Source organism: Corallococcus sp. BB11-1, from assembly GCF_026626625.1.
In the GTDB taxonomy this organism is placed as follows: Bacteria; Myxococcota; Myxococcia; order Myxococcales; family Myxococcaceae; genus Corallococcus; species Corallococcus soli.
Window position 1 is genome coordinate 31,983 of the sequence record NZ_JAPNJY010000031.1, and the last position, 22,616, is coordinate 54,598.

Annotated in this window: 18 protein-coding genes; 12 read left to right on the forward strand and 6 right to left on the reverse strand. The window is 70.9% G+C overall.

The features are described from left to right. Window positions 1-15: 15 nt before the first annotated feature. Window positions 16-1,641, forward strand: coding sequence for a sodium:solute symporter family transporter (locus tag OV207_RS26195; protein ID WP_267557834.1), 1,626 nt, complete (start codon window positions 16-18; stop codon window positions 1,639-1,641). Window positions 1,642-1,721: 80 nt separating this feature from the next. On the opposite strand, the gene OV207_RS26200 is transcribed toward OV207_RS26195, so the two are convergent. Both OV207_RS26200 and OV207_RS26205 read right to left on the reverse strand, forming a co-directional pair. Beyond that, the gene (locus OV207_RS26200) at window positions 1,722-2,828 is read right to left on the reverse strand and encodes an alpha/beta fold hydrolase (RefSeq protein WP_267557835.1); all 1,107 of its coding nucleotides are present in this window, start codon (window positions 2,826-2,828) and stop codon (window positions 1,722-1,724) included. 74 nt (window positions 2,829-2,902) lie between these two features. Beyond that, window positions 2,903-3,670, reverse strand: coding sequence for a hypothetical protein (locus OV207_RS26205; RefSeq protein ID WP_267557836.1), 768 nt, complete (start codon window positions 3,668-3,670; stop codon window positions 2,903-2,905). A 204-nt stretch (window positions 3,671-3,874) separates the two neighbouring features. On the opposite strand from OV207_RS26205, the gene OV207_RS26210 reads away from it, so the two are divergent. From OV207_RS26210 to OV207_RS26220, 3 genes are all read left to right on the forward strand, one after another. Then, window positions 3,875-4,738, forward strand: coding sequence for an ion transporter (locus tag OV207_RS26210; protein WP_193349201.1), 864 nt, complete (start codon window positions 3,875-3,877; stop codon window positions 4,736-4,738). 12 nt (window positions 4,739-4,750) lie between these two features. After that, window positions 4,751-6,328 (forward strand): N-6 DNA methylase, encoded by a 1,578-nt coding sequence (locus OV207_RS26215; protein ID WP_267557837.1) that lies wholly within the window; start codon window positions 4,751-4,753, stop codon window positions 6,326-6,328. Between the two features lie 113 nt (window positions 6,329-6,441). Further along, window positions 6,442-7,008: a superoxide dismutase family protein gene (locus OV207_RS26220; RefSeq protein ID WP_193349199.1), complete on the forward strand. Its 567-nt coding sequence runs from the start codon at window positions 6,442-6,444 to the stop codon at window positions 7,006-7,008. A 66-nt stretch (window positions 7,009-7,074) separates the two neighbouring features. Here OV207_RS26220 and OV207_RS26225 read toward each other — a convergent pair whose 3' ends face one another. Continuing rightward, window positions 7,075-9,354 carry a glutamine amidotransferase gene (locus OV207_RS26225; protein WP_267557838.1) on the reverse strand — a complete coding sequence of 760 codons (2,280 nt, stop codon included), beginning with the start codon at window positions 9,352-9,354 and terminating at the stop codon, window positions 7,075-7,077. 21 nt (window positions 9,355-9,375) lie between these two features. Next, window positions 9,376-10,134: a DUF4159 domain-containing protein gene (locus OV207_RS26230; protein WP_193349197.1), complete on the reverse strand. Its 759-nt coding sequence runs from the start codon at window positions 10,132-10,134 to the stop codon at window positions 9,376-9,378. 56 nt (window positions 10,135-10,190) lie between these two features. Here OV207_RS26230 and OV207_RS26235 point away from each other — a divergent pair, with 56 nt between their 5' ends. The 4 genes from OV207_RS26235 to OV207_RS26250 all read left to right on the forward strand — a co-directional run bounded on the left by OV207_RS26235 (window position 10,191) and on the right by OV207_RS26250 (window position 14,329). Continuing rightward, complete coding sequence (locus tag OV207_RS26235) at window positions 10,191-10,463, forward strand: molecular chaperone DnaJ (protein WP_193349196.1); 273 nt, start codon at window positions 10,191-10,193, stop codon at window positions 10,461-10,463. Between the two features lie 27 nt (window positions 10,464-10,490). Then, the gene (locus OV207_RS26240; RefSeq protein ID WP_267557839.1) at window positions 10,491-11,198 is read left to right on the forward strand and encodes a hypothetical protein; all 708 of its coding nucleotides are present in this window, start codon (window positions 10,491-10,493) and stop codon (window positions 11,196-11,198) included. An 81-nt stretch (window positions 11,199-11,279) separates the two neighbouring features. Continuing rightward, window positions 11,280-12,734, forward strand: a complete 1,455-nt coding sequence (locus OV207_RS26245; protein WP_267557840.1) for a hypothetical protein — start codon at window positions 11,280-11,282, stop codon at window positions 12,732-12,734. Window positions 12,735-12,763: 29 nt separating this feature from the next. After that, window positions 12,764-14,329, forward strand: coding sequence for a beta-ketoacyl synthase N-terminal-like domain-containing protein (locus tag OV207_RS26250; protein ID WP_267557842.1), 1,566 nt, complete (start codon window positions 12,764-12,766; stop codon window positions 14,327-14,329). 37 nt (window positions 14,330-14,366) lie between these two features. On the opposite strand, the gene OV207_RS26255 is transcribed toward OV207_RS26250, so the two are convergent. Then, window positions 14,367-15,506, reverse strand: coding sequence for a sigma-70 family RNA polymerase sigma factor (locus OV207_RS26255; protein ID WP_267557843.1), 1,140 nt, complete (start codon window positions 15,504-15,506; stop codon window positions 14,367-14,369). A gap of 68 nt (window positions 15,507-15,574) precedes the next feature. Between OV207_RS26255 and OV207_RS26260 the strand changes: the two genes are divergently transcribed. Continuing rightward, complete coding sequence (locus OV207_RS26260) at window positions 15,575-18,010, forward strand: DEAD/DEAH box helicase (RefSeq protein WP_267557844.1); 2,436 nt, start codon at window positions 15,575-15,577, stop codon at window positions 18,008-18,010. A 58-nt stretch (window positions 18,011-18,068) separates the two neighbouring features. On the opposite strand, the gene OV207_RS26265 is transcribed toward OV207_RS26260, so the two are convergent. After that, complete coding sequence (locus OV207_RS26265; protein ID WP_193349190.1) at window positions 18,069-18,560, reverse strand: helix-turn-helix domain-containing protein; 492 nt, start codon at window positions 18,558-18,560, stop codon at window positions 18,069-18,071. A gap of 62 nt (window positions 18,561-18,622) precedes the next feature. Between OV207_RS26265 and OV207_RS26270 the strand changes: the two genes are divergently transcribed. The 3 genes from OV207_RS26270 to OV207_RS26280 all read left to right on the forward strand — a co-directional run bounded on the left by OV207_RS26270 (window position 18,623) and on the right by OV207_RS26280 (window position 22,599). Next, a complete protein-coding gene (locus OV207_RS26270; protein ID WP_193349189.1) occupies window positions 18,623-19,852 on the forward strand; it encodes a Glu/Leu/Phe/Val family dehydrogenase in 1,230 nt (409 codons plus the stop codon). Window positions 19,853-19,978: 126 nt separating this feature from the next. Continuing rightward, complete coding sequence (locus OV207_RS26275; RefSeq protein WP_267558147.1) at window positions 19,979-21,196, forward strand: threonine ammonia-lyase; 1,218 nt, start codon at window positions 19,979-19,981, stop codon at window positions 21,194-21,196. Between the two features lie 50 nt (window positions 21,197-21,246). After that, window positions 21,247-22,599, forward strand: coding sequence for a tetratricopeptide repeat protein (locus OV207_RS26280; protein ID WP_267557845.1), 1,353 nt, complete (start codon window positions 21,247-21,249; stop codon window positions 22,597-22,599). Window positions 22,600-22,616 lie beyond the last annotated feature (17 nt).

Sequence of the window (22,616 nt, forward strand, 5' to 3'; positions counted from 1 at the left end):
CGAAAGGGCACTTCCATGAACCCCTCGACCGCGGGCTCCCAGTTGGGCCAGCCCAACACGACGGCCATCGTCTTCTTCCTCCTCTTCGTCGGCATCACGTTGGCCATCACGTACTGGGCCGCGCGCCGCACGAAGACGACCTCCGAGTTCTTCGCCGCCGGCGGCAACATCAGCGCGGTGCAGAACGGCTTCGCGCTGGCGGGCGACTTCATGAGCGCCGCGAGCTTCCTGGGCATCGCGGGGCTGGTGGCCACGTCCGGGTTCGACGGGCTCATCTATTCGGTGGGCTGGCTGGTGGGCTGGCCGGTGGTGACGTTCCTCATCGCGGAGCCCCTGCGCAACCTGGGCAAGTACACCTTCGCGGACGCGGTGGCCTACCGGCTGAAGCAGACCCCGGTGCGGCTGTCCGCCGCGGTGGGCACGCTCACCGTCGTCATCTTCTACCTGATTGCCCAGATGGTGGGCGCCGGCAACCTCATCCACCTGCTCTTCGGCCTGTCGTATGAGATGGCCGTCATCACCGTGGGCGCGGTGATGATCCTCTACGTGCTCTTCGGCGGGATGATCGCCACGACGTGGGTGCAGATCGTCAAGGCGGTGCTGCTGCTGGGCGGCGCGTCCGCGCTGGCGGTGGCGGTGCTGTGGAAGTTCGGCATGAACCCCGCGGCGCTCTTCAGCGAGGCGGCGAGGATGTACGGGCCGGAGGTGCTGGCCCCGGGCAAGCTGGTGGCGAACCCGCTGGAGACCATCTCCCTGGGCGTGGCGCTGATGTTCGGCACGGCGGGCCTGCCGCACATCCTGATGCGCTTCTACACGGTGCCCGACGCGAAGGCGGCGCGCACCAGCGTGTTCTACGCCACGGGCCTCATCGGCTTCTTCTACCTGGTGACGTTCGTGCTGGGCTTCGGCGCGGCGGTGCTGGTGGGCCGGCAGGGCATCACGGCGGTGGACAAGGGCGGCAACATGGCGGCGCCCATGCTGGCGGAGGTGGTGGGCGGCACGGGCTTCCTGGGCTTCATCTCCGCGGTGTCCTTCGCCACCATCCTGGCGGTGGTGGCGGGCCTGACGCTGTCGGGCGCGGCGGCGCTGTCGCACGACCTGTGGTCGCACGTCGTGCGCAAGGGCCACGCGCCGGAGAGCGAGCAGCTCAAGGTGGCGCGGCTGGCGAGCCTGCTGCTGGGCGTGCTGGCCGTCATCCTGGGTGTCGTCTTCAAGGGCCAGAACGTGGCCTTCATGGTGGGGCTGGCGTTCGCCATCGCGGCGAGCGCGAACTTCCCGGCGCTGCTGCTGTCCATGCTGTGGAGGGGCTTCACCACGCGCGGCGCGGTGGCGAGCATGCTGACAGGGGCCTTCAGCGCGGTGCTGCTCATCTTCCTGTCGCCCACGGTGCAGGTGGAGCTGCTGGGGAACGCGTCGGCGCCCTTCCCGCTGAAGAACCCGGGGCTCGTGACGATCCCGCTGTCGTTCCTGGTGGGGTGGGTCGTCTCGCTGCTGTCGCCGGAGGATGAGGCGTCGCGGCGGTTCGCGGAGGTGCAGCACCGGATGCACGTGGGCGCCCTGCTGCCGCCTCCGGTGGTGACGCCGCCCGGCCCGGCGGGCTCGGTGCCACCCGGCATCCCGGAGGCGCCGCGCAAGGTGTGAAGGCTGCTCGGCGGTCCTCCACGGTTCCCGGGTGCCCCCTGAGGGGCCCGGGTTCCGTCCCCCTTCTTCCAGGGCCCGCGCTACTTGCGGCGCGTGAGCGGGAGCACGTCCTGCACCAGCCGGACGAGCACCTTGCCGGGCTCCTCCTCGTGCACCATGTGGGCGGAGTCCTCGAACCAGACGAGCTTCTTGGAGGGCGCCTGGAGCGTGGCGTACCAGGAGTCCAGCAGGCGCGCGGAGGTGGTGAGGTCGTGCCGCCCGTGGAAGAAGACCACCGGGAGGGCGAAGCGCTTCACCGGCCTGAAATCCACCTGGGAGATGGCCCCCCAGAGCGTCACGAAGCTCAGGTCCAGGCCCGCGTCGCGCGCCACCATGTCCGGGTCCGAAACGTCCGGGCTGAAGCGCCAGACCTCCGCGCCGTGCCAGCTCGGGTCGCGCCAGTTGTAGCTCTCATACCGTGACAGCCACCGGCGCTCCTTCGGCAGGTTCACCAGTTGGCGCGCGGCGTCCTTCGGGTCCGGGAAGGGCGCGAGCGCTTCGAGCTCCGCGACGGCCTTCGCATTGCCATCCGCGCGAGCGGCCTGGAGCGTGGCCTCGTAGCCCAGCGCTTCGTTCCGGGGGACGTCCACGGCCTGCCCGATGCCGACATAGGCGTCGAACCACTCCGGGTGGCGCTGCGCGAGCTTCACCCCCAGTATCGAGCCCCAGCTGTGTCCGACGAGCACGATGCGCTTCTTGCCGTAGGTCTTGCGCAGGTGTTCGACCACCTCCTCGGCGTCGGCCACCATGCGCTCCATGGTCATCGTGGGGCGCACCGCCTCCGGCGGGTTGAGCGCGTAGGTCTTCCCCGCGCCCCGCTGGTCCCAGTGGGCGACGGTGAAGTACTCCTCCCATTCGCCCTGGTAGAAGTACGCGGTGGGCAGGGCCGTGAAGCCCGGCCCCCCGTGCAGGAAGAGCAGCAGCGGGTTGTCCCGGTGGCGTCCCCGGACGGAAATCCACTGGTCGATGCCACCGATGCGCACCGCCTCCGCCTTCTCGATGCCGTCCGGGAGCACGCTCCGGCGCGCCTCGCGCATGACGGCCTGGGGCGTGGGCGGGACCTCCTCCGCCGCGGTGGCCAGGCCGGCCACCAGCGACGCGCCAAGGCCGAGCAGGTGGAGAAAGGTGCGCCGTGCCGCGTGTTCCATGGTCTGGACTCCTCAGGGCCGGGTGCGTTCGCCCGCCCGCGTCCTGGGAACGACCAGGGCCCGCCGCGATTGCATCAGGGTAGGGCCTCCATCTGCCTCCGGAGGTCCACCAGGGGCTGCTGGCTGGTGCGGATGCGGCCGCGGTCGGGCAGGTCCAGGTCCAGCAGGGTGAACATGACCGCGGTCAGCATCACCGCGAAGACCGTCCAGCATATCCACGCGCGCGAGTGCGTTTCGGGCTGGTAGCCCAGCAGCAGCCCCGAGCCGAGGACCCCGACGAGCAGGAGGACGAAGATGGTGTCCGGGATGAGGTTCCGGGCGGCCGAGAGGCGATCAGCGGAGACGTCGATGACGTCATTGAGCCCCTGGGTGACGAGGGTCTGAACGCCTGTCGGCTGCTGGAGCACGATCGCGTCCAGCGCGGACCAGAGCTTCCCCTGGATCTGATCCGCTTCGTCCCGGAGCTGGTTGAAGCGCTCCCGGTCCCCCACGGCCATGTACGCCTCCAGCCGGAGGTCGACATAGCGGCGCAACCGGCTCCGCATCTCCGTGCGCGTGGGCTCGGGGAGAAAGCCGCTGCGCAGGTAGAGGGTGCCAATGGCGTTCGCCTCCTTGACAACGAGGTCGCGCCGCTGGCTGAAGCGCTCCTCCGCCATGGAGAAGGAGAAGGACAGCAGCAGCGCCACCAGACCGAGCACCGAGGCCTGGAGCGCGGACGCCTCATCGAGCCCGGGCCTGCGGTGGCTGAGACGGAAGCCCACCTCCAGCGCCACGAAGATGAGCCCCATCACCCCCAGGGCGATCAGCCACGTCGGGAGGATGTCCAGTATTCCCACCACCATGCTCCACCCTCCGGACCCGACCCGCGTCAGGACCGCTCCACGGCATGCAAGCCGGTGACGGTGGCCCCTGGCCCGGCTGGGAGCAACGCAGGCGCAAGTCCAGGGGAAGTGGCGGTCGCGAACGTTCCCGCGCGAAGGCGCTGTCACGGGAGGCGGGCTCCGCCATCCTCGACGGACGGGGGATTGCGCTTAAGCTGCCCGGCAGTGAACCGGCCTTCCGAGCAGAGTCCCCCGGGCGGCCTTCGCGCCCGCCTGCACACCATCATCTTCGAGGCGGACACCCCGGCGGGGAGGGCGTTCGACATCGCCCTGCTGTGGGCCATCGTGTTCAGCGTGGGCGCGGTGATGCTGGAGAGCGTCGCGCAGGTGAGGGCGAACCACAGCCACGCCCTGCACGTCGCCGAGTGGACCTTCACCGTGCTCTTCGCGCTGGAGTACGTGCTGCGGCTCATCGCGGTGCGCCGGCCCCTGGACTACGCCCGCAGCTTCTTCGGCCTCGTGGACCTGATGGCGCTGCTGCCCTCGTTCCTGAGCGTGCTGTTCCCCGGGGCCCAGACGCTGCTGGTGGTGCGCGTGCTGCGCCTCCTGCGCGTCTTCCGCATCCTGAAGCTGGGGCACCTGCTGGGGCAGGCGGAGGTGCTGATGACGGCCCTGCGCGCCAGCCGCCCGAAGATCATCGTCTTCCTGGGCACGGTGCTGAGCATCGACGTCATCATGGGCGCGCTCATGTACATGGTGGAGGGCGAGGCGAACGGCTTCGACAGCATCCCCCGGTCCATGTACTGGGCCATCGTGACGATGACGACGGTGGGCTTTGGCGACATCACGCCCAAGACGGTCACCGGCCAGTTCCTCGCGTCCATCCTGATGGTGATGGGCTACGGCATCATCGCGGTGCCCACGGGCATCGTGTCCGTGGAGCTGGCCGCCGCCACGCGTCAGCACGTGGACACCCAGGCCTGCCCGGGCTGTGGCGCACAGGGTCACGACCCGGATGCGCGCTACTGCAAGCGGTGCGGGACGGCCCTGGACTGGACCCCGCCCGGCACCGACGGTGAAACTGGCTAGGATGGGCCGGGCATGCCCCGCTCCATCGACACGCCCGAGCTGGACGAGGAGCTGCTGGTCCACCAGTTCCCCGGCATCAACCGCAAGGCGGTGGGCGCGTTCTACACGCCCGCGCCCATCGTGGAGCGCACGCTGGCGCTCGCGCTGGCGCACGTGGGCCAGGGCCCGCTCACGGTGGTGGACCCGGCCTGTGGCGCGGGAGCCTTCCTCGCGGCGGCGGCGAGGCACCGGCCGGGCGCCAGGCTGTGCGGCCTGGAGCTGGACGCGGGCGTCGCGCGCCTGTGCCAGGCCCGGGTGCCCGGCGCGGACGTGCGCGTGGGCGACGCGCTCCGGGGCGGGCTGGAGCCGCTGCTCGCGGCGACGCCGGAGGGGCACGCCGAGCTGTGGGTGGGCAACCCGCCCTACAACGGCACGTCGCCGGTGCTGAAGGACGCGGAGGCCTACGCGCGGCTGCGGGCCCTGGTGCCCCTGGCGATGCCGCACGGCACGAGCCTCCGGGATGACTTCGCCTTCTTCCTCCTGGTCGCCACGAAGCGCCTGGCGGCGCGGCAGGGCACCCTGGCCTTCATCACGCCCGCGAGCCTGCTGGAGTCCTTCATCTACGCCCCGCTGCGCCACGCCCTGCTGGGCGCGCTCCACCTGCGGGAGGTGGTGGACCTGGGGCCGGGCATCTTCACGGGCACGCAGGTGCGCACCTGCATCACGGTGTGGACGTCCCGCGCCGGGAGCGAGGCGCCGCCCCCGCGCTACGAGCACAAGGGCGTGGACCAGCGCTTCACGCCGGAAGCGCCCGAGTGGCGCCTGTCCCCCATCGCCCAGGAGGCCTCCGCGCTGGACGCGGACTGGCGGGCGCGGGGCGAGCTGCTCACCACGCTCATCCCGGTGAGCCTGCCCGGGGTGAAGACGCGCTTCGACGAGCTGCTGGTGGACGCGGACGCGGAGCGGCTGCTCGCGCGCGTGCGGGCCTTCGCCGCCGCCACGGAGGACACGCTGGAGGACTTCGCGCGGGAGCACGGCCTGGAGCCGGCGCTGTTGCCCAAGCTGCGGGCGCTGAAGCAGGGCCCGGCGCTGGAGGTGGACGCCCGGCACCTGCGGCCGTTCTTCCGCTACGGCGGCGCGCGGCACCGGGGCGCGCTGCCACCCGAGGCCCGCGCGTTCTGCTACCTGGACCGGCGGTGGATTCCGCGCGGGGACCACCGGCTGCGCGGCCCGTATGATCCGCACCACGACGCAGTGAAGCTGCTGTTCAACGTGCGCGAGCTGCCCCTGTCCGCGGCGCTGCTGGAGGAGCCCGGCTGCGTGCACGACCACCGGCACGCGCGGTTCGCGCCGCTGTACGTGCCCCAGCGCGTGCGGGACGAGGGCCTGGGCATCACCCGGGGCGCCGAATCATGCGAGGAGCTGGGGCCTCCGGTGCCCAACCTGTCGCCCCGGGGTCAGCGCTGGGCGGAGTCGCTGGGAGGCCCGGAGGCGGCGTTCCGCGCGGTGATGCGCTTCCTGAACGGGGCGTCGGTGCAGCGGGTGTGGGCGCCCGCGTTCGGAGCGTCCCGGGTGGTGCCGGTGCCGCTGGACGGGCCGCTGCCGGAGTGATGACTCCCCATCACCGGTGACGCGGAGGGGTGGACATTCTCCTGCGAGGCGAGGCGGTGGGAGGTAGTGTCGCGCCGCTTCGTCACCCACTCCTTCCTGGAGAAGCGCCACCCATGATGATTCGCTCCCTGCTGATTGCCGCTGCCCTGACCACCACGCCCGCCCTGGCCCAGGATGCGGGGACTCCGGCCACCCCGGGCACGGCGACGACGGACGCGGGCGTGAAGCCGGCGCCCAAGCCGGGCGAGATGGCGAAGGCGGCGCTGAAGGACTCCCAGGGCAAGGACGTGGGCACGGTGACCTTCGAGCAGGCGCCGACGGGCGTGCTGGTGAAGGGCACGCTGATGAACCTGCCCGCGGGCGAGCACGCCATCCACATCCACGAGACGGGCAAGTGCGAGGCGCCGGACTTCAAGACGGCGGGCGGCCACTTCAACCCGACGAAGAAGAAGCACGGCGTGCTGTCCCCCAAGGGCAAGCACGACGGCGACCTGCCGAACCTCCACGTCCCCGCGGACGGCAAGGTGCAGTTCGACTTCTTCGCCCACGGCCTCAAGGTGAAGTCCATGTTCGACAAGGACGGCTCCGCCGTCGTCGTGCACGCCACCAAGGACGACTACCACACCGACCCCGCCGGTGACGCCGGCGGCCGCATCGCCTGCGGTCTGGCGGAGAAGTAGCAGTCCCGTCGCGAAGCCGCGAAGCACGGCGCCGGGTCCCCAGGAGCACGGGACCGGGCGCCCGCCTCACACGTACCCGAACCGCCGCCGCGCGAACCACTCCGCGCCGAGCAGCGCGATGAGCGCCACCAGGTAGTACCAGCGATCCCACAGCGGCTGGTCCTTCGCGCGCCCCACCTCCACCACCGGCGGATCCAACAGCGGCACGTCCGGCAGCCCGTCCTGCGGCAGCTTGTACGCCTTGCCCTCGGTGATGCTGGCGATCTGCTCCATCAATTGCGGCCGCACGGACGCGTCCGACAGCTCCGGCCCCACCGCGCGCACCGCCACCGCGTCCTCACCCTTGCCCAGGTCCGTGTCGCCCTTCTTCGCCGACGCGAGCAGCTTGTACGGCCCCGGCGCCGGCGGCGCGAACTCCAGCCGCACCACGCCGTCCGCCCCCGTGGTGCCCGTCTGCACCGCCACCGGCTTCTGCGTCGCCACGGAGAACAGCTCCACCCGCACCTGCGCCTCCTGCGCCGGCTGGTAGTCCGCCATCCGCGCCTGCACCACCACGCCCACCGGCCGCCCCGGCTCCACCGACGGGGGATCCGCCGTCACCTTCAGCGTCGTCAGGTCCGGGTCGCGCACCAGCCACCGCAGGGCATTGCCCCAGAAGCGGTCATATGCCCGGTTCGGGGAGCCGCCCCGGTGCGCCGTGAACGCCCACGACCACGTCGCGTCCGTGGCCACCACCATCGCCCGCCCCCGCCCGTAGTCCCACACCGACACCAGCGGCGCGTTCTTCCCGTCCACCGTCATGAACGGGTGGTCCATCAGCACCGTCGCGCCCTGCCGCGCCCGCGTCAGGTTCGCGCCCGGAATCGGCGCCAGCTCTCCCCACGTGCCTTCGGTGCTCGCCGCGCCCGTCCCAATGGACGTCACCGGGTGCCGCAGGCCCTCCGGCGTGAGCCTCGGCTTGAAGGGCTCCGGGTTCGCCGGCCCCGCGGCCTCCACCGGCAGCGCCTCCATCAGCGTGGGCATGCTGGCGCGGCCTTCGCCCAGCACGCTGTCGCCGCCAATCATCACGAACGCGCCGCCCTCGTGGACGTAGCGCTCCAGGTTGCGCTCGTACTCCGCGATGGACAGCGACGGGTCCGAGTAGCCGAAGTTCTGGAAGATGACGACGTCGAACGTGTGCAGCTTCGTGTCGAAGATCTCCTCCATGGGGAACGGGATGAGCGACAGCTCGCGCTCGTTCGTCACCCCCGGGTCGTCCGACAGCGTGCGCAGGATGTAGAACGACACCAGGTCCACGTTCGCGTCCTGCTTGAGCAGCCCGCGCAGGAACCGCTCGTCCCACGACGGCCGGCCCACCACCAGCAGCACGCGCACCCGGTCGCGGATGACCTTCAGCGTGAACGACCGGCTGTTGTTCTCGCTCACCGCCTCGTCCGGGAACGTGGGCACCGTCACGGTGTAGACGAACCGCCCCGTCTGGTCCGGCGTGAAGGTGAAGGACACCGGCTTCACGTCGTCCGCGGTCGTCATCCGCACCAGCTTGTTCGCGACCGTCTTGCCCTCCTGGCTGAGCACCACCGGGATGTCCTGGCCGGCGAAGCCCCGGCCGTGGATCTCCACCTCCACCGTGAGCGAGTTCCTCACGAAGGCGAAGTCGTCCACCTTCAGCCCCTCCACCGCCAGGTCCTTCAGCGCCTCCTGCCCCACCAGGAACGTGGACACCGGCGCGCCCAGGTCCGCCAGCGCCGCGCGCGCCCGGCCCACCGCCCCGGCCTTCAGCTCCGTGTTGTCCGCGCCGTCGCTGAACAGCAGCACGCCGGACAGCTTGCGCGACCCCTGCCCCGCCGCCGACGCGGACCGCAGCGCCGCGAGCAGGTCCGTCGTCCCCGCCCGCGCGGGCTCACCGGACAGCTGCGCGGGCGTGACGGGCGCCAGCTCCGGATCCACCCCGTACACCTCCACCGTGAAGCGGTCCTGCCAGGACGCGAACGTGGGCGCGGCCTTCTCCAGGAACGCCGCCACCTGCGCGCTGCGCGTGGGCCCGCCCGGCTCCGACGGGAAGTTCATGGACGCCGAGCGGTCCACCAGCACCGCCACCCGGTTCTTCATCCGCGCCACCTGCAGGTGCCGGATGCCGGGCTCCAGGAGGAAGAAGAACGCCGCCAGGCCCGCGCCCAGGCGCAGGCCCCACAGGAGCAGCCGCCGGCCGCGCGACGGCTCCCGGCGCACGCCCCAGGCCGCCAGCGCGATGCCCGCGACCAGCCCCACCGCCAACAACACCAGCGCCCACACCGGCAGGGGCGAGAGGCTGACGAGCTTCCACGCGTTGAAGGACGGGGAGTTCATTCGGTCGCGCGCCAGGACACGTCAGCGCCGCTTGTTGAGGATGAGGGGCAGGTGCACCGCGTCGTCCTTGTAGTCCAGGCACAGCGCGTACATGCACAGGTTGATGCCCAGGCGGATCGCCAGCTCGCGCTGCGGCTCGCCGCCCGGGGTCACGTCGAACTCGTAGTCGCCGGACTCGCTGCGGCTCCACGCGCCCGCCACGTCGTTCTGCGAATAGATGACCGCCGCCCGCTTGCCCAGGGTCGCCACCAGCGGCAGCGGCTTGTGGAGCAGCCGCCCGGGCGCCGCGTCCAGCAGGAAGAAGGACTTGAAGACGACGTGCGTCCCCGGCGTCTCCTTCAGCGGGTTCTGCGGCAGCACCCGCGCCATCTCCCGCCGGAAGCTCGCGTCGAAGCCGTCCCCGTCGCTGCCGTCGTTGGCGTCCCCGAACACGAAGCCGCCATACGTCAGGTAGCGGCGCAGGTTCGTCACCTCCGCGTCCGTGAGCGGCGGGAAGGCCCCGTCCCCCCCGAAGTACAGGAAGGGGTATTCAAAGAGGTCCGGGCTGCTGAGCGCGAACGGGCGCGCGTCCGGCACCACCTCCACGGACGTGCGCCGCTGCAGTTCCCACGCGAGCCGCCGCAGGCCGGACAGCCGTCCGTCCCAGCGGCCGCCGTGCCGGGCCACCGCGGGGATGAACCGGCTCTTCTCGCCAAAGGCGGCCGCACGCCGGGACAGCAGCGGGACGAGCGCGGACGTGGCGAACAGGAGGCTTCGACGGGACAGGGACCGCACGGGCATGGAGACGTGCTTATACCGTCGGCGGGTGTCCACATTCCCTGGTATAGACGCGCGCCATGGCGAAAGGCGGACAGACGCCCCCGGAGCCCGTCTCCCCCGGCTCCGACGAAGTGCGCGCGGCCTGGGCCCGCAAGGACGCCGGGGACGTGGCCGGAGCCCGGAGGGACGCCCGGCGCATCCTGGCCCAGGCCCCTTCCGCGGAGGACCGCGAGCGGGCGGAGGACCTGCTGCGCGCCACCGCCTCGCCCCGCGCCCTCTACGCCTTCGCGCTCCTGGGCGCCGTCATCCTGGCCATCCTGCTGGGGCTCGCGTTGACCCGCTATTCCTAGCGGCCATTGTCAGTAGGATGACGCGCCATGGAAGGCTTCCTCCAGGCGCTCAAGTCCTACCAGACCTTCAACCCCTCCGGCTGGGTGGGCATCTACCGGCTGTTGCCCATGTGGTCCGGCGTCGTCATCGCCGCCGTGGGCGTGGTGCTGCTGCTCGCGGGCGGAGGCCGGATGTTCCGCCTGGTCGCCGGCCCCGTGGGCGCGGTGCTGGGGCTCGTGTGGACGGGGGCCGTCACCCAGAGGCTGGGCCTGATGGACCTGGACCCGCGCCTGCCCACCTTCGTGGCCGCAGGCCTGATGGCCGTGGGCTTCCTCTTCCCGCCCGCCATCACCTTCGTGGGCGCGGGCGTCCCCCTGGGCCTCGTCGCGGGGCAGATCGCCGGCCAGACGGACTTCCTGCTCGGCTTCGGGCCGGGCTTCATCGTGGGCGGCATCGCGGGCGCGCTCCTGCACCGGTTCGTGAGCGGCATCGTCGCGTCCGCGGTGGGCGCGTGGCTGCTGGTGATTGGCGCGCTCGCGGCGCTCCACCAGTTCGGCAGCGTCGTGGAGGCCGTGGCCAGCCGCCCGTGGGGCGTCATCATCGCCGCCCTGCTCTTCGCCCTGGCCGGCAGCGTCTATCAGATCGCCGTGCGCCCCTCGCCCGAGGAGTCGGATCAACAGAAGGCCGAGCGCCACCGGGAGAAGCAACGCCAGGCGGAGCAGCGGGCGCTCGAGAAGCGGTGGGGGGTCAAGTAGTCCCCGCCCGGCAATCCTTTACGCCGGGGGGGCCGGGGCGTACATTCCGCCGCCATTTCCCCCGGAGTTCCCCGAGCATCGATGGGCCAGGCCAGCCGCAAGGACAAGGAGAAGCAGGTCGAGTCCCCCGTGGCGGAAGCCCTGCCGCCCTCCACCGGGGCCGCCCCCGCCGAGGCGTGGCGCAAGCCCGCCGGGCTCACCCGGAAGGGCTGGGCGGTCCTCGCCGGCGTCATCGTCTTCATCCAGTTCCCGCTCATCCACTACGCGCTCTTCCGGGGCCAGGCGGACGTCACCGCCACCCTCCCCTACGCGCAGTCCTTTGATGACCCGGCCGTCGTCGCCCGCGACTTCTTCTCCACCGGCGCCTACTGGCGGGTGACGAACGGGGAGCTGCTGGGCCCCGCGCCCAAGAACAACCCGCTGTGGCTCCAGGCCACGCTGCCGGACGACGTGGCGGTGGAGTTCGACGTGCGCCCGGAGTACCCGGACGGCGACATCCGCGTGGAGCTGTTCGGCAACGGGCGCGACCCGGCCTCCGGCTACGTGCTGGTGCAGGGCGGGTGGAACAACAGCCTGTCCGTCATCGCCCGGCGCGACATCAACGCCCCCTCGCTGGACGCGCTCCAGCGCCGCGCGGCCCGCATCGCGGAGCGGGGCGGCGGACAGGGCGCGGACCTGGTCGCCACCGGCGTCTTCAAGAAGGACACCTCCGTGCGCGTGGAGTCCCGCGTGGGCGCCCCCGTGCAGTCCGGCCGCGTCTACCACTGGCGCATCGAGCGGCGCGGCAACGTGCTCAAGTGGGCCATCGACGGCACGCTCGTGGCGGAGCTGGACGACCCGTTCCCCTTCAAGGGCAAGGGCCACGACCGGCTGGGCCTGTCCGGCTGGGAGTCGCAGCTGTTCTTCGACAACCTGCGCATCGGCACGCCGGACTCGATGCCCGCCACGGCCATGAAGCAGGAGCCCGTGCTGCCCCCGGGCCCCTTCGAGGACGACTTCAACCGCGCCACCCTTGGCGACGCGTGGAACGTGACGAACCCCGGCGCCGTGAAGCTTGAGGACGGGGCGCTGGTGGTGCAGGGCGTGGGCAACCGCCCCATGTGGCTCAAGCAGCCCCTGCCGGAGAACGCCTCCATCGAATTCGACGCCTGGGCCGACAGCGCCGACGGCGACATGAAGATTGAGGCCTGGGGCGACGGCCGCTCCTTCTACGCGGGCGACCCCCGCCTGCAGTACACCGCCACCGGCTACGTCTTCATCTTCGGCGGCTGGCGCAACACGCAGTCCGTCATCGCCCGCCAGCACGAGCACACCAACGACCGCGCCGTGCGCGACGGCGCCGCGGTCACCCCCGGCCAGCGCTACCACTTCCGCATCACCCGGCGGGATGGGCTCCTGTCGTGGGAAGTGGATGGCAAGCCCTTCCTGTCCCTCCAGGACGCCTCTCCCCTCTACGGCCCGCGCAACCGGCACTTCGGCTTCTCGGGTTGGCAGACGCGCGTCCACTTCGACAACCTCAAGATCCAGCCGCTGTAGTCTTCCCCCCGGCGGCGAAGGAAACACCCGTGCGCAGAGTCGGAATCTTCGGCTGGGGCGTGGTTGCCCCGCGTTCCCCCAACATCGAAGCGTTCGCCAGGAACCTCGCGTCCTCGGAGACCTGGCTGACCCCGTTCAACGGCTTCGGTCCGGACAACTTCCTCGTCGGCAACCCCACCTTCAACCTGGCCGACTACAAGCCGTGGATCGACGCCCGCTTCCCCGGCAGCCGCTTCTCCCAGCTGGAGCGGAAGATGGGGCAGCCCACGCAGTACGCCATCGGCGCGTTCATCCAGTCGCTGTCGCAGAACCCCGGCATCGAGAAGGAGCTCCAGGAGCTGGGCGCCCGCGCGCACGTCTACGTGGGCACCGGCCTGGGTGATTTGCCCACCATCCAGAACATCTCCCTGGACCTCTACCGCGCCCAGCGCCGGTGGGATCGCTTCTGGGCCAGCCCCGAACACAACAGCGCCGTGCGCGCGTGGCGCGAGACGCGCGAGCCCCTGGAGGGCCTGCCCCCGGAGCCCTCCACCATCGAAGAGGTGGAGCGCGACAAGGCGGAGGACGACTGGTGGCACTTCTGGGCCGGCCGCTCGCCGGAGCTGCGCGAGTACCTGGAGGAGCTGCGCGAGATTGAAGCCATGGGCGTGCCCGACGAGGGCGACGTGGAGTCCGCCAAGCTCGCCGTCATCAAGGAGAAGCGCACGCGCAACGCGCGCCTCCAGAAGAAGTGGAGCTCCCCGGAGCCGCCCTGGAACGCGGTGTCCTCCAACGTGCTGTGGAACATCCACAACACGCCCGCGTCGCAGGTGTCCATGCTGGGCCAGATTACGGGCATGACGTTCGCGCCCGTGGCCGCGTGCTCGTCGTTCGGCTACGGCCTGAAGCTGGCCATGAACGCCATCCGCCTGGGCGAGGCCAAGGCGGTGGTGCTGGGCATGACGGACGCGGCGCCCAACCCCCTGGTGGTGGGCGGCTTCTACAACGCGCGCGTCATCTCCGCGGACGCCGCCGTGTCCAAGCCCCTCACCGCGCTGCGCGGCACGCACATCGCCGGAGGCGCGGTGGTGTGGGTGGTGGGCGACTACGAGCACTTCACGCAGAAGGGCTTCAAGGCGCTGGGCCTGGAGCCCGTCGCGGTGGGCGTCACCGCGGACGCCGACCACATCATCACCCCGTCCAAGGAAGGGCCCACGCTGGCCATCCGCGAGGCGCTCGCCTCCGCCGGCTGCGAACCCAGGGACGTGGGCACCTGGGACCTGCACGCCACCGCCACCCCGGGGGACTTCCTGGAGGTGCAGAACCTGCGCGACGTGCTGCCCGACTCGGTGCTCATCACCGCGCGCAAGGGCACCTTCGGCCACGGCATGTCCGCGGGCGGCGGTTGGGAGCTCACCGCGCAGTACCTGGGCGCCGAACAGGGCAAGGTCTACCCCACGCCCCTGGCGGCCCCGGAGCTCAACAAGCAGATCGCCAAGGTGCACACCCGCTTCGTGTACGACCACGAGGAGCCGGCGCCCGAGGGGTGCTCGGGCAAGCTGTCCATGGGCGTGGGCGGCATCAACGCCTGCATCATCTCCCGGCCCTGGAAGTAGCGGCCGGGCGGTGTCGCGAGAAGCCCAGGGGCTCTTTTCAGCCCTTGGGCACCGCCACCATGTCGAAGTCCGGGATGCGCTCGCGCATGAACTCGCGCATCCGGTTGATGAGGGCCGCTTCAATCTGCCGGGCCCGCTCGCGGCTGACGCCGTACTTGTCGCCAATGTCCTGGAGCGTGAGCGGCTCATCCGCGGTGAGGCGGTTCTCGAAGATGTAGCGCTCCTTGCCCTCCAGCGTCTGGGCGAAGGCGTTCAGGTTCTCCCGGAAGAGCGCCTTGAGCTGTTCGCTGCCCAGCCGCTCGTCGGCGGGCACCGCGGTGGACGGCAGGTAGCGGTCCGCGCGCGTGCCGCCGGAGTCCCCGTCGTTGCCCAGCGGCGCGTCGATGGACAGCTCGTCGTGCCCCAGCCGCTGGTCCATCTCCACGACGTCCTGCTCGGTGACGTTGAGGCGCTCGGCCAACAGGCGCGGGCTGGCCTCGAAGCCCTGGGAGACGAGCTTCTCCTGCTCCTGGCGCAGCTTGAAGAAGAGCTTCCGCTGGGCCTCGGTGGTCCCCAGCTTCACCATCTTCCAGTTGTCCATGATGTAGCGGAGGATGTACGCGCGGATCCACCAGGCGGCGTAGCTGCTGAGCTTCACGCCCCGGTCCGGGTCGTACTTCTTCACCGCCTGCATCAGCCCGATGTTGCCCTCCTGCACCAGGTCCAGCAGCGACAGCGGGTTGCGGTGGTACTCGTGCGCCAGCTTCACCACCAGCCTCAGGTTGGAGGCCACCAGGCGGTAGGCCGCCCGCACGTCCCCCGTGGCCTGGTAGTCCTTGGCCAGCCGGTGCTCCTCCTCGCGGGTGAGCAGCGGGTGGCGCGTCACCTCGGCCATGTAGGCCTGGAGCGGATCGCGGTTGGTGAGCGCGGAGGCCCCCTGGGCCCGCACCAGGGCGGCGGCCTCCGCCTTCGTCGGGGTCCGGGCCGCTCGGGGCGCGGGTTCCTCGATTTCCGCTTCCACTTCGTTCAGTTCCGACAGGTCCGGTTCCAGGGTTTCCGGGTCCGGGGCCAGCGCCTCGCCCTCCTCGGCGTCCGCCCCCGGGTCTTCCTGGGGGGCGCTCGGGCGGGCAGGGGCCGGAGCCCGCTTCGCACGGGCCTTGGGGGCCGGGCTATTGGTTCTCTTCCTCCCATTCGCCATGCGCGCTCCATACCCCAAAGTGCCGCGATTGTTGCCAGAGGGTAATGCAGGGGCTATGCCCATGCCCGATGAGCGACATCCAAGAGCCCACGCCGGGAGTCCCGGCGCCTGACGAAGCCCCGACGCGTCCCGGCGAGTACATCGCGGACATCAGCTTCGAAGACATGAACCTCTCCGAGCCCCTCCGCCGCGCGCTGGCGGATCGCGGCTACACGAACCCCACCCCTGTCCAGGCCAAGGCCTTCGGCCCCGCGATGGCGGGCAAGGACCTGATCGTCCGCAGCAAGACGGGCACGGGCAAGACGGCCGCCTTCGGCCTGCCCCTGCTGGAGAAGATCTCCCCCGATGAGAAGCGCGTGCGCGCCCTCATCCTCTGCCCCACGCGCGAGCTGGCGCTCCAGGTGGCGGAGGAGCTCACCACGCTCGCCAAGTACAAGGGCGTGAAGGTGGCGGCCATCTACGGCGGCGCCTCCATGAAGCAGCAGGAGGACGCGCTGGAAGAGGGCACGCCCATCATCGTGGGCACCCCCGGCCGCGTCTTCGACCACATCAACCGCGGCAACCTGAAGCTGGACGGCTGCGACCACGCCATCCTCGACGAAGCCGACGAGATGCTGAACCAGGGCTTCTACGAGGAGGTGACGCGCATCCTCGACCGTCTTCCGAAGACGCGCCAGGTGCTGCTCTTCAGCGCCACCGTCCCCACGGACATCCAGAACCTCATCGCGCGCTACACGACGAACGCGGAGACGCTGCTGCTGTCCGGCGACGTCTTCACGGTGGAGCACATCCACCACATCCGCTACGACGTGTCGGATCAGTTCCCCAAGCCGCGCAACCTCATCTACATCCTGGAGAAGGAGGAGCCCTCCAACGCCATCATCTTCTGCAACACGCGGGATGACACGGCGCTGGTGACGGCGGTGCTCAACCGCAACGGCTTCGACGCGGAGCTGCTCAACGGAGACCTGCCGCAGAAGGAGCGCGAGCGGGTGATGGGCAAGGTGAAGCGCGGCGAGGTGGCCTTCATGGTCGCCACGGACATCGCGGCGCGCGGCATCGACATCTCCGGGCTGGAGTACGTCATCAACTACTCCCTGCCGGAGGACCCGGCCGTGTACCTGCACCGCGTGGGCCGCACGGGCCGCATCGGCAACAAGGGCACCGCCATCAACCTCTTCTCCGGGCGCGAGCTGGCGACGTTCACCGTCCTGGAGAAGAAGTTCGGCATCAAGTTCGAGATGCGCGAGATGCCGGCCCCGGAAGAGGCCATGCACCTGTGGACCGAACGCCACGTGCGGGAAATCCGCGAGGCGACGGGCTCCAGCATCTTCGAGGGCTTCCTGCCCCTGGCGTCGCAGTTGAAGACGCGCAGCGACGCGGACGACCTCATCGCGTTCCTCATCAAGTACTTCTTCAGCCACCTGCGCATGGAGAAGGCGCAGGCCGCCGGGGAGACGGAGAAGCGCGAGCCGGTGGAGCAGCGCAAGCCCCTGGAGCGCCGGGGCAAGGACCGCGAGCGCGAGCGTGAGCGTCCCCCCCGCCGCGAGGACCGGGGCGAGCGTCCGGAGCGGCCCGCTCCGCGCGCCGAGTCCGGTGAGCGCGAGCGCCGCCCGCGCCGCGACGAGCCCCGCCGCGAGGACCGGGGTGAGCGTGGCCGGGGGACGGCACCGTCGTCCGCCGCGCTGGAGCCGGGCCCGGGCGAGGTGAAGCTCTGGGTGAACCTGGGGACCGCTGACGGCCTGGGGCCGGGCAGCATCGCCACGGCGATGGAGGACGCGGGCGCCCCGGTGGGCAAGATGGTGCGCGCGGAGCTGCGCCCCACGTTCGCGTACGTCTTCGTCGCGGAGGCGGACTCGCCGGGCTTCGAGGCCCTCAACGGCAAGCAGCACGGCAGCAAGACGCTGCGCGTGGAGAAGAGCAAGCCGCGCAGCGAGCGCGACGTCACCAGCACCCGCCCGCCCCCGTCCCCGGACGCGGCCCCCGGCGAGGTGAAGCTCTGGGTGAACCTGGGCATGGATGACGGCATGGACGAGGCGAAGCTGCCCGCCACGCTGGAGTCCCTGGGCGCCCCGGGCGGCAAGGTCATCAAGGCCCTCACCCGCCCCACCTACGGCTACGTCTACGTGCCGGAGGCGGAGGCCCCCGGCTTCGAGGCCCTCAATGGCAAGACGCACGCCGACAAGGCGCTGAAGCTGGAGCGGCACCGTCCGCGCGGCCAGCGTGAGGAGCGTCGTCCCCGCCACGAGTCCCTGCCGGACCTCCCCGGCCAGGCGCGCCTCTGGGTGGGCCTGGGCCGTCAGGAGGGCCTGGACGAGGCGGGCGTCACCGCCGCGCTGGAGGCCGCGGGCGCTCCGGCGGGCAAGGTGCTGCGCACCGACCTGCGCCCCACGTACGCGTACGTCTTCGTCGCGGAAGAGGACGTGGCGGGCTTCGAGGCCACCCACGGCAAGCCGCACGGCGAGAACAAGACGCTCAAGGTCGAACGCGCGAAGCGCAAGTAGTCGCGCGCCCCGGTGCCTTGCTTGAAGGCGCGCCTCCCCGGAAAGGGAGGCGCGTTGCTCAGGGGGGCGCCTTCTTCCTGCGGGCCCGGTGGTAGTGCGCGGTGCACAGCCCCCGGGCCAGCACGGGCCGGCCGCAGTCCGGTTCGGTGCAGGCAGCAGGCGCGTGTCCCTGGGACGGGGGGCATGCGGCGTCAGGCCCGCCGCTGAACATCGCGTCCGCCACGGCCAAGAGGCGGTCCACGTCCCCGCGGCCCAGTCCCCGCACCCGAACCCACTCCACCAGCCGATGAGCCCCCGCGTCCTCCGCGTCCTCCAACCGGAACAGCTCCCACAGCGGCAGCTCCAGCGCGGCCGCGACCTGGAGGAGCGTGTCGTAGCTGGGGTTGCGCTCGCCGCGCTCCAGCAGCGACACGAAGCTCACGGAGATGGCGCACCGCTCCGCGAACTCCTCCTGGGTGAGGCCGCGCCGCTCGCGCAGCGTGCGGATGCGCCGGGCCAGCCCCTGGAGCGAAGCACTTCCGTCGCTTGGAGCCGGGGAGCCGGGGCGCATGGACGCCCCCATCGTAGCGCACCCCTTCTGTTATGGTTTTCCGACCAGGAGCCAGCCCCCACATGAACGCCGTCGACGGCACCAACTACTACTTCCGCAAGGCCGCGCGGGTGATGGACGTGGGCACGCCCATCGAAACGCTCCTGGCCACGCCCCTGCGCGAGGTGAAGGTGCAGGTGTCCATCGAGATGGACTCCGGGGAGATCCGCACGTTCCTGGGCTACCGCATCCAGCACGACAACAGCCGGGGCCCCATGAAGGGCGGCCTGCGCTACCACCCCGCCCTGGACCAGGACGAGTGCGTGTCGCTCGCGTCGCTGATGACGTGGAAGACCGCCGTGGTGAACGTGCCCTACGGCGGCGCCAAGGGCGGCGTGGCGTGCGACCCCGCGCAGATGAGCCTCAAGGAAGTGGAGCGGCTCACGCGCAAGTTCGTGGATCAGATTCAGGACGTCATCGGGCCCACGCGTGACATCCCCGCGCCGGACGTCAACACCAACCCCCAGGTGATGGCGTGGGTGATGGACCAGTACTCGCGCTACCACGGGCACTCGCCCGCGGTGGTGACGGGCAAGCCCCTGGAGCTGTACGGCTCCAAGGGCCGCGAGGCCGCCACCGGGCGGGGCCTGCTGTACGTGTGCCGTGAAATCCTGCGCGACCTGGGCATGCCGGTGAAGGGCACGCGCTTCGCCATCCAGGGCTTCGGCAACGTGGGCAGCCACATCGCGCAGCTCCTCTGGGGCGACGGCGGCGTGGTGGTGGCCGCGTCCGACGTGCTGGGCGGCATGTACAACCCGCTGGGCCTGGACGTGCCGTCGCTCTTCGAGCACGTCAAGCGCACCGGCACCGTCACCGGCTTCAGCGGCGGCACGCCGTGCAGCAACGCGGACGTGCTCGCGGCGGACTGCGAGGTGCTCATCCCCGCCGCGCTGGGCCACGTGCTCACCCGCGACAACGCCAACAGCGTGCGCGCGCGCCTGGTGGTGGAGGGCGCCAACGGCCCCACCCAGCCGGAGGCGGACGACATCCTGGAGAAGCGCGGCATCTTCGTGGTGCCGGACATCCTCGCCAGCGCCGGGGGCGTCACCGTCAGCTACCTGGAGTGGGTGCAGAACCTCCAGCACGTCTCCTGGGAGGAGGACCGCGTCAACGCGGAGCTGGAGAAGACGATGAAGGAGGCCTACGACCGGGTGGCGCAGATTGCCCGCTCCCGGAAGGTCTCCATGCGGACGGCCGCCTACATCCTGGCCATTGGCCGGGTGGGCAAGGCCACGGTGCTGCGCGGCATCTGAGGCATTCCCGGGCGGTGCTTCGGGCACCAACGTCCGCGCCGCCCGCCGCCGCATCGCGTCCAGGCAGGCGACGCGGCCCCGCTTCACTTCCGTGCGGGGCCGGCTTTGCGCTACACGGCCGGCATGATGGTCACCCTGCAGGACATCCAGGCGGCGCGGGAGCGACTGCGCACGGCGCTGCGCCCCACGCCGTGCCCCGCGTCGGACTACTTCACCGAGAAGACGGACTGCGCGGTGGTGTACTTCAAGCTGGAGAACCTCCAGCGCACCGGCGCCTTCAAGGAGCGGGGGGCGCTCAACAAGCTGCTCACGCTCACGCCGGAGGAGCGGCAGCGCGGCGTCATCGCGGCCTCCGCCGGCAACCACGCGCAGGGCGTGGCGTACCACGCGCGCCGGCTGGGCATCCGGGCCACCATCGTGATGCCGGAGCGCACGCCGCTCATCAAGGTGACGCGCACGCGGGACGACTACGGCGCGCGCGTGGTGCTCAAGGGCGCCAACTTCGACGAAGCCTACGCGGAGGCCCTGCGCATCCAGAAGGCGGAGGACCTGGTCTTCGTCCACCCCTTCAACGATCCGCACGTCATCGCGGGCCAGGGCACGCTGGGCCTGGAGCTGCTGGAGCAGTGCCCGGACCTGGAGCTGGTGCTGGTGCCGGTGGGCGGCGGAGGGCTCATCTCCGGGGTGGCGGTGGCGCTCAAGGAGACGAACCCGCGCATCCAGGTGGTGGGCGTGCAGGCCTCCACCATCGCCAGCATGAAGGCGTCGCTGGACGCGGGCGCGCGCACGGAGCTCACGGCCGCGGGCACCACCATCGCGGACGGCATCGCGGTGAAGATTCCAGGCGACCTCACCTTCGAGCACGTGCGCAGGTACGTGGACGCGGTGGTGACGGTGGACGAGGAGGAGATCGCCGCCGCCATCCTGCTGATGCTGGAGCAGGAGAAGACGGTGGCGGAGGGCGCGGGCGCCGCGGGGCTGGCCGCGCTGCTCAACGGCAAGGTGCCGCAGGCGAAGGGCAAGCGCGTCGCCATCATCGTGGGCGGTGGCAACATCGACATGAACGTCATCAGCCGCATCATCGAGCGGGGCCTCGTGAAGGCGGGCCGCCTGGTGCAGTTGGAGGTGCGGCTGCCGGACCGGCCGGGCATGCTCGCCCGGCTCACCACGCAGATCGCGGAGATGCGCGCCAACGTGGTGGACCTGCACCATGACCGCGCCTTCTCCAAGGCGGGCCTGGGCGAGGCCACGGTGGAGGTGATGCTGGAGACCACCGGGCACCCCCACATCCAGGAGCTGATGGCGTCGCTGGAGTCGCAGGGCTGGCAGGTCGCCCGGACCTAGTCCGAGGGAGCTTGCACGTCCGCGTGCGGCTTCGGCGATACTGGGATTCCATGAACACGCCCCTCATCGCCCTGCTGCTGCTCGCCGCCGCTCCTCCGCCGCAGAAGGCAAGGGAGCTGGCCGCCCAGAAGCAGTGGGAGGAGCTGTACCTGGCGTTCGCGGCGGCGTCCCCGGAGGACTACCCGGAAGCGCAGCGACCGGCCGTCGCGGGGCCCCTGCTCAAGGGGTGCGAGGCGCTGCTCGCGGAGGACGCGGTGATGGCGTACTCGCTGGGCGAGCGCGCCGTGGCCTTCCAGGAGACGTCCGGGGGCCTGCGGTGCCTGGCGAGGTCCGCGCTGAAGACGGACCAGCGCGCCTCCGCGGAGGAGGCGCTGAAGAAGGGCCTGGAGCACTTCCCCAAGGACGGCGCGTTCGGGCTGGAGCTGGGGCGCCTGCTGCTGCAGGACGAGGACTCGACGGCGGCCATCGCCACGCTGGAGCGGGTGCCCGCGAAGTCGAAGGAGGCGAAGGAGGCGCGCAAGCTCATCCAGCAGGCGCGCGCCAAGGTGTCGGAGGCCGGGGCCGCGCGGGGTGAGGTGGAGCGCCTGGAGAAGCGGTTGAACGGCGAGGATGAAAAGCGCGCCGCGAAGGGAGAAGGAGACTTCCGTCCGGACAGCCTCAACTACGAGTCTGGGGTGGGCAAGGACGGCATGCGCGTGCGCGCCAACAAGCGCTTCATCATCAGCTACTACAACAGCGAGCGCGACTTCGGGCAGCGCACTGACTATGAGAGCCAGGTCGCCTCCGCCATGGAGGAGGTGCATGCCTTCACCCGGCGGCTGCTGGGTCGTGCCCGCGAGCAGCCCCTGAAGGTGGTGCTCTACACGCGCGATGAGTTCATCACGCATGTGGGCTCCCGCTACGCGAGCTATGCCGGGCTCTACGTCGATGGCCTCATTCGCATGAATGACGCCGCGAAGCTCACGCAGGCGACGAAGGGCGCGCTGACGCACGAATACACGAACGCCGTGCTGGATGAGCTCTGCACCGGCGGCATCGGCAACCTGCATCGCTGGTTCAGCCAGGGACTGGCCGACTACATGAAGTGGCGCTTCCTGGGACTCGACGGTCCTCCGCGAGAACTGGCGAACAAGCTGCATGGGGCGGCCAGGCAGGGTCGGCTGCCGAAGCTGTCGGAGATGAGCTCGAAGTCCCCCATCTACCAAGAGAACCCGGAGGTGGCCTTCGGAACCTCCGCCATGGCCGTGCACGAGCTCGTCCGGATGGGGGGGACGGAGAAGATCCTGGCCTTCATCGATTCCTTCAACCAGTCCGGGTCCTTTGAAGGCTCCCTGCAGTCCACCTACGGAAAGGACCTTGCCGGCCTGGACGCCGCGGTCCATTCCGCCCTCTCGGGGAGGTAGCGGCCGGTCGGGCGTGG

Coding starts and splice junctions, on each gene's coding strand:
- OV207_RS26255 (WP_267557843.1), bottom strand. CDS start 15,506: ATGGCGAATGGGAGGAAGAGAACCAATAGCCCGGCCCCCAAGGCCCGT.
- OV207_RS26260 (WP_267557844.1), top strand. CDS start 15,575: ATGAGCGACATCCAAGAGCCCACGCCGGGAGTCCCGGCGCCTGACGAA.
- OV207_RS26195 (WP_267557834.1), top strand. CDS start 16: ATGAACCCCTCGACCGCGGGCTCCCAGTTGGGCCAGCCCAACACGACG.
- OV207_RS26265 (WP_193349190.1), bottom strand. CDS start 18,560: ATGCGCCCCGGCTCCCCGGCTCCAAGCGACGGAAGTGCTTCGCTCCAG.
- OV207_RS26200 (WP_267557835.1), bottom strand. CDS start 2,828: ATGGAACACGCGGCACGGCGCACCTTTCTCCACCTGCTCGGCCTTGGC.
- OV207_RS26275 (WP_267558147.1), top strand. CDS start 19,979: ATGGTCACCCTGCAGGACATCCAGGCGGCGCGGGAGCGACTGCGCACG.
- OV207_RS26235 (WP_193349196.1), top strand. CDS start 10,191: ATGGCGAAAGGCGGACAGACGCCCCCGGAGCCCGTCTCCCCCGGCTCC.
- OV207_RS26280 (WP_267557845.1), top strand. CDS start 21,247: ATGAACACGCCCCTCATCGCCCTGCTGCTGCTCGCCGCCGCTCCTCCG.
- OV207_RS26240 (WP_267557839.1), top strand. CDS start 10,491: ATGGAAGGCTTCCTCCAGGCGCTCAAGTCCTACCAGACCTTCAACCCC.
- OV207_RS26205 (WP_267557836.1), bottom strand. CDS start 3,670: ATGGTGGTGGGAATACTGGACATCCTCCCGACGTGGCTGATCGCCCTG.
- OV207_RS26245 (WP_267557840.1), top strand. CDS start 11,280: ATGGGCCAGGCCAGCCGCAAGGACAAGGAGAAGCAGGTCGAGTCCCCC.
- OV207_RS26225 (WP_267557838.1), bottom strand. CDS start 9,354: ATGAACTCCCCGTCCTTCAACGCGTGGAAGCTCGTCAGCCTCTCGCCC.
- OV207_RS26220 (WP_193349199.1), top strand. CDS start 6,442: ATGATGATTCGCTCCCTGCTGATTGCCGCTGCCCTGACCACCACGCCC.
- OV207_RS26215 (WP_267557837.1), top strand. CDS start 4,751: ATGCCCCGCTCCATCGACACGCCCGAGCTGGACGAGGAGCTGCTGGTC.
- OV207_RS26270 (WP_193349189.1), top strand. CDS start 18,623: ATGAACGCCGTCGACGGCACCAACTACTACTTCCGCAAGGCCGCGCGG.
- OV207_RS26230 (WP_193349197.1), bottom strand. CDS start 10,134: ATGCCCGTGCGGTCCCTGTCCCGTCGAAGCCTCCTGTTCGCCACGTCC.